The following is a 5,404-nucleotide window of genomic DNA, read 5'->3' on the forward strand; positions in this document are numbered from 1 at the left end:
GCGCGCGAACCCGAACGCTGGATACCCGTAGCGTGGGACAGCAACACGGCACGCCACCTGTCTACCCGGCTTGATGTAACCGTACTGAACGAAAAAGGCGTTCTGGGCCGCCTGGCGGCCGAAATCACCGACGCCGATTCAAACATTTTGCATCTGACCATGCACGATGACGACGCCTCGTCGACCGCCGTGCTGCACATTACCGTACAGGTCGACGGCCGCAAGCATCTGGCGCAGGTCATCCGTGCCATGCGCCATGTGCCGCAAGTGCAAAAAATTGTGCGTGTAAAAGGCTGACCGCGGCCAGGTAGGCCGCAAGTCTATTGGCGAACCAACGGTTCTGTCGCCTAAGGCGTAAACTCGCCGATGAATATCGCTGGATCCACGCGGTTGCCGTTCAAGCTGACATTCCAGTGCAGATGCGGCCCGGTGGCACGGCCCGTGGCGCCTACATTACCGATTACCTGGCCCCGCTTCACGGTCTGCCCCACCTGCACCTGGGCGGCCGAAAGGTGGCAGTACATGGTGATCAACCCTTGCCCATGGTCCAGGAAAATGGTTTTTCCGTTGAAGAAATAATCGTCCACAATGGTGACCACGCCGTCGGCGGGCGCCTTTACCGGCGTGCCCTGGGGCACGGCAAAATCAAGCCCCGAATGCGCGTTGCGCTCTTCACCATTAAAAAACCGCCGCAAGCCAAAGGGGCTGGACAACCTGCCGCCGTCGACCGGGCGATCGAGCTTGACGTTGCTGGGCAGGTCGGGCCGGAAATTGTCGTAGGCGTCGATTTGAGCCTTGTATTCACGCTGGTAGCGCGCCACCTGCTCCGGATCGGGGTTGACATGGCTTTTGTTCTTAAGGGTAATGTGCTGCTCTTTATAGCGCTTTGGCTGCACGTGGAAATCAACGGTGGTTGCCTGGCCGCCCACGGTCATTTTCAAGGCGTGGCGGCCAGTGGGTGTTTTAAGGTCAATGCCTGCAAGCGCAACCCATTGGCCATCGCTGTCTCGCATCACCAAAGCGGGCTTGCCGTCGTAATGCGCCACAGGCGCAACGTCGCCGGCGCCCAAGGCCACTACTGCGACCCCTCCGGGCACCGGCTGATGCAGCGTACGGGCCACATAGCCCTGGGCCCAGGCCGAACCGGCCACCAGTAAACATACTGCCACCAAAATTCTTTGTATCACGATCATGTTTTATCGCTCGGTATCAACTTTGAAGCCTGCCGCCCTGCAGCCGCAGGCGACGCTGGCAGCGGCCTGCCAACTCGGGGTCGTGCGTGACCAACACAAGCGTAGTCTGGCGCTCGGACAGCAACGAGAACATCAGCTCAATAACCATGGCACCGTTACGCTCGTCCAGGCTGCCCGTGGGCTCATCTGCCAAAAGCAGGCTGGGTTCGACGACAAACGCCCGCGCCAGTGACACGCGTTGCTGCTCGCCGCCCGACAAGGTGCGCGGATAATGATGTAATCGCTCAGCCAGGCCCACCCGCTCCAGCGCCTCGGAAGCGGCCTTCAGGGCCGGCTTGCCGGCCAGTTCCAAGGGCAGCATGACGTTTTCGAGTGCTGTAAGATTGGGCAGCAACTGAAACGACTGAAACACAAAGCCTACGTGGGCGGCACGCAAGGCGGCCCGGCCTTCTTCGTCCAACGAGAACAAATCGCGGCCCAACAGCTTTACCTGCCCCGAGGTGGGAACATCCAGCCCCGCCATCAATCCAAGCAAAGTCGACTTGCCAGAGCCCGAGCTACCGGTAATGGCAACGGCCTCGCCTGCATCGACGGTAAAGCTGATGTCAGCCAGAATATCGATCGTTCCTGAAGAATCGACCACCTGTTTGCCAAGATTTTTTACTTCTATTGAATGGACCTGACTCATGCATACCCGCTGGAGATTATTGATTGCAAGCCTGTGTCTGATGGGCGGCATCAGCAGCACCCATGCCGAAAGCCCAAAACAGACAAACCATAACATTTTAGTGGTCGGCGACAGCTTGTCGGCCGAATACGGCATAGGCCGCGACACAGGCTGGGTTCAAATCGTGCAACGGCGGCTGCAGGAAGAAAAACTGGACTATGCCATGCGAAACGCGAGTATAAGCGGCGACACCACCAGCGGCGGGCTAAGCCGCATGCCTGCGGCGCTGGAACAACATAAACCGGCCGTCGTCATTATTGAGCTGGGCAGCAACGACGCCCTGCGCGGCCTGGCACTGGACGTGACGCAAAAGAACCTGGACAGCATGATAAGCCTGGCACAAGAAGCGGGCGCCCGGGTGCTTCTGGTAGGCATGCACATTCCCGCCAACTATGGTCGCAGCTACACCGAGCGTTTTCACAATCTGTTCAAAGAGCTGGCCGAACGGCGAGACATTGCCCTGGTGCCTTTCCTGCTGGAAGGGGTTGCGCTGAACAAAGACCTGTTCCTGGATGATGGGCTGCACCCCAACGAGGCGGCGCAACCCGCCATCGCAGACAACGTCTGGGCCGTGCTGCACCCTATGCTGGCAACCGAGCCGGCAAAACGCAGTACCAAGTAGCGAACCCCAGCATATGAACTGCGTTAACGAGCAGCTAGCGAACCGCTCGTTACGCGCAACCAGGCCTACCCCTGCGGCTGTCCTTCGGGCTGCAGCGCCTTGTCGGCATCCGGCAATACCCTGACATTGGCCGCTTCACGCATGGCGCTCAAGACAGCGCTCTCTTCAGCCATGCCGGTGGCCTGTCCGATCTGAACCCCCAGCGAAGCCTGAAGCATGGGGTCGGGGCGGCCGGCTTCGGCGCCCTCTACGCGCACAATCACATAACCTTGGGCGCCTTCAACACCCACGTAGGCGGGCAGGTTCGACGCATCAACGCCAAAAGCGGCGTCAAGCACCGGTTTGGCCAGACCGTGCGAATCGACGCGACTGACGGTTTGAAGGGTGCCGAAGGCTTCGTCCGCTTCTGGGGCCGCGGGCTTGCCCTTGAGCACTGCCAGGGCCTCTTGGCCCGCCGCGCGCGCGGCGTCACGCGAGCGTTCGGCCAACAACTGCTGGCGAATGAACTCGTTTGCCTTGTCAAGCGGCAAGACGTGAGCGGGGCGAATCTGATTGACACGAACCACCACCAGCACGCCGGGAGAAATTTCGATCACGCCCGAGTTGTGCTTGTCGGTGAAGCTTTGGCTGGCAAACAGGGCACGTCTGACGCGCGGGTCGTCTAGAACCAACGCGTCGTTGCTTTGAGCCGCTGCATTACCGCCCTGTACATCGGATGGATCAAGCAGACGATCGCGGGCGATGCCATCGGCACTGCGCACCTGCAGGCCCAGTGCCTGCGCGGCAGGTTGCAGGCTGGTCTGGTCTTCGTAGGCCAGGTCGGTTAAACGCGTAGCCATTTCGGCATAACGATCGGCCGCAAGCTGGCGCCTGATTTCGCTTTGTACCTTGGCCTTGGCCTGTTCGAACGTTTCGCCGGCTTCACGCTGGACGTCTTCGGCCAGAAAAACATGGTAGCCGTCGGGGCCTTCGACCGCGCCTGACACGGCGCCTTTTTCAAGTGCAAAGACCACCTCTTCAAGCGCTTGGGGCCACGAGCCTTTGCTGATCCAGCCCAGGCGACCGCCGTCGTTAGCGGTGCCGGCATCGTCGGATTCGGCTTTGGCCACTTCGGCGAACTGGGCAGGGTCTGCGGCAAGTTTGGCCGAAAGGGCCGTGGCTTTTTCAAGCGCGGCCTGGCGTTGCGCGTCAGAGTCGCCCTCGGGCTGAACAAGAACATGGCTGACCTGCACCCGGGCAGGCATGACATAGCGCGACTTGTTCTGCTCGTAGTAAGCACGCATTTCTGATTCGGTGATTTCGGGGAGCCCCTGCATGGCGGCGGACTCGTCCAGCAACAGATAATCGGCCGAGACGTATTCGGGTACCTGCAGCTGATTTTGGTTGGCGTCGTACCAAGCCTTGATGTCGGCGTCGCTGACCTGTACTTTGTCGGCGTAGGCGGCCGCATCGAATGCTTGCAGACGAATACTGCGTTGGGCGGTAAGGGCCTGCTCGACAGACTGGGTAACGCTGGGGGGAACCACTACGGTTGCGCCAACGGGGCCAAGCACGCGTTGCAATGCCAGTTCGGCGCGCTGCCCTTGTTCGAAATCGCGGCTGCTTACGCCCATCGACGCCAACACCTGCGTATAACGCTCTTGCGAAAAACGCCCGTCTACCCAGAGCTCGGGAATAGACGCAATGGCTTCGCGCAACCGCGCATCAGACACGCTGAAACGTTCCTGGGTGGCTTCGTTGATGATCAGGCGACGCTGTATCAGGGATTCAAGCAAGGCCGTACGAGCTTGCGTCGTGTCGAGCGTGGACGGGTCAAATGCACTGCCGGCGCTGGCCTGCATGCGCTGCAACTGGTTGCGGCGTGCCTCGTCGAACTCTTGCTGGGTAATGGCCGTATCGCCGACTTCGACCAGATCGTGGTCGCCCGACACATAGTTGGTATATCCACTGACGCCGATCAGGGCGAACGACGGCAGAATCAGAATCAGCAACACCAATTGCATCAAACGCTGATGCGTACGGATAAAATCGAACATGAATGGACTCGCAGACCGAAGCTTTGCAGTTTAACACCTATAACACGCGGCGCTTATGTGGCCTTACCCTAGAATTATTGCACACCGGGGCGCCGGAAACCTGGCGCCCGAAAACACCCTGGCCGCCATGCGCATGGCAGCCCGCCATGGCCTGGGCATGTCGAATACGACGTCGCGCTAAGCCGCGACAATGTGCCGATTTTATTGCACGATCAAAGCCTGCAGCGCACCTCGAACGGCCGGGGCAACGCCGACGAACTCAGCTTTGCCGAAATGTCCCGCTTTGACTTCGGCGCCTGGCATGGCGCCGCCTATGCAGGCGAACCCCTTGCCACCCTGTATTCGGTGGCGGCCTTCACCCAGGCCAACGGCCTGTGCAGCAATATAGAGATCAAGCCCCAGCCCGGGCGCGAACTCCTGACCGGCACACTGGTGGCAGGCATTGCTTCAACGCTTTGGCGGCACAGCGCTGTCGCCCCCTTGCTTTCCTCGTTTTCGGAAACCGCCCTGCAAGCCGCAGGCCAGGCCGCGCCCAAGCTGCCGCGCGCCTTATTGTTGCCGGCCCCGTTGCCATCCGACTGGGCACAGCGGCTGGAACGCCTGCGCTGCGCGGCCCTGCACCTGGAACAAAGCGGCATTGATTCTGCGCTGGTCGCGGCCGTACACGCCAAAGGCTATAAAATAGCCGGCTGGACAGTCAACGACCCCGCTCGGGCACAGCAGCTGCTGCAATGGGGCTGCGATGCAGTCTTTACCGATGCCATCGACACACTGCCCGGCGCACTTCAACTTACATAGGCCCGCTCTTGTTCAGTTACCGACACGC

6 protein-coding genes are annotated in these 5,404 nt (G+C 60.4%); 3 read left to right on the top strand and 3 right to left on the bottom strand.

Annotated elements, in window-relative coordinates; genetic code table 11:
* Positions 1-297: ACT domain-containing protein (locus VL003_RS12590; protein WP_325442993.1), on the top strand; the 297-nt coding region annotated here is incomplete at its 5' end.
* A gap of 50 nt (positions 298-347) precedes the next feature.
* Here the strand turns inward: VL003_RS12590 and VL003_RS12595 are convergent.
* Together VL003_RS12595 and VL003_RS12600 are read right to left on the bottom strand one after the other, a co-directional pair.
* Entirely contained in the window at positions 348-1,193 is an 846-nt protein-coding gene (locus VL003_RS12595) for a peptidoglycan DD-metalloendopeptidase family protein (protein ID WP_325442995.1), read from the bottom strand.
* A gap of 16 nt (positions 1,194-1,209) precedes the next feature.
* Positions 1,210-1,881, bottom strand: coding sequence for an ABC transporter ATP-binding protein (locus tag VL003_RS12600; RefSeq protein WP_325442997.1), 672 nt, complete (start codon positions 1,879-1,881; stop codon positions 1,210-1,212).
* On the opposite strand from VL003_RS12600, the gene VL003_RS12605 reads away from it, so the two are divergent.
* A complete protein-coding gene (locus VL003_RS12605) occupies positions 1,880-2,542 on the top strand; it encodes an arylesterase (protein WP_325442998.1) in 663 nt (220 codons plus the stop codon). The two genes, VL003_RS12600 and VL003_RS12605, sit on opposite strands and share 2 nt — an antisense overlap.
* 65 nt (positions 2,543-2,607) lie before the next feature.
* On the opposite strand, the gene VL003_RS12610 is transcribed toward VL003_RS12605, so the two are convergent.
* Complete coding sequence (locus VL003_RS12610) at positions 2,608-4,578, bottom strand: SurA N-terminal domain-containing protein (RefSeq protein WP_325442999.1); 1,971 nt, start codon at positions 4,576-4,578, stop codon at positions 2,608-2,610.
* Positions 4,579-4,770: 192 nt separating this feature from the next.
* Here VL003_RS12610 and VL003_RS12615 point away from each other — a divergent pair, with 192 nt between their 5' ends.
* Positions 4,771-5,376 carry a glycerophosphodiester phosphodiesterase family protein gene (locus tag VL003_RS12615; RefSeq protein WP_325443001.1) on the top strand — a complete coding sequence of 202 codons (606 nt, stop codon included), beginning with the start codon at positions 4,771-4,773 and terminating at the stop codon, positions 5,374-5,376.
* The last annotated feature ends 28 nt before the right edge of the window (positions 5,377-5,404 follow it).

Source organism: Pusillimonas sp. (genome assembly GCF_035515275.1).
GTDB lineage: Bacteria > Pseudomonadota > Gammaproteobacteria > Burkholderiales > Burkholderiaceae_B > Pusillimonas.

Bases quoted from the DNA above. Each gene is read 5' to 3' on its own strand.
- VL003_RS12595 (WP_325442995.1), bottom strand. From the start codon at position 1,193: ATGATCGTGATACAAAGAATTTTGGTGGCAGTATGTTTACTGGTGGCC.
- VL003_RS12605 (WP_325442998.1), top strand. From the start codon at position 1,880: ATGCATACCCGCTGGAGATTATTGATTGCAAGCCTGTGTCTGATGGGC.
- VL003_RS12600 (WP_325442997.1), bottom strand. From the start codon at position 1,881: ATGAGTCAGGTCCATTCAATAGAAGTAAAAAATCTTGGCAAACAGGTG.
- VL003_RS12610 (WP_325442999.1), bottom strand. From the start codon at position 4,578: ATGTTCGATTTTATCCGTACGCATCAGCGTTTGATGCAATTGGTGTTG.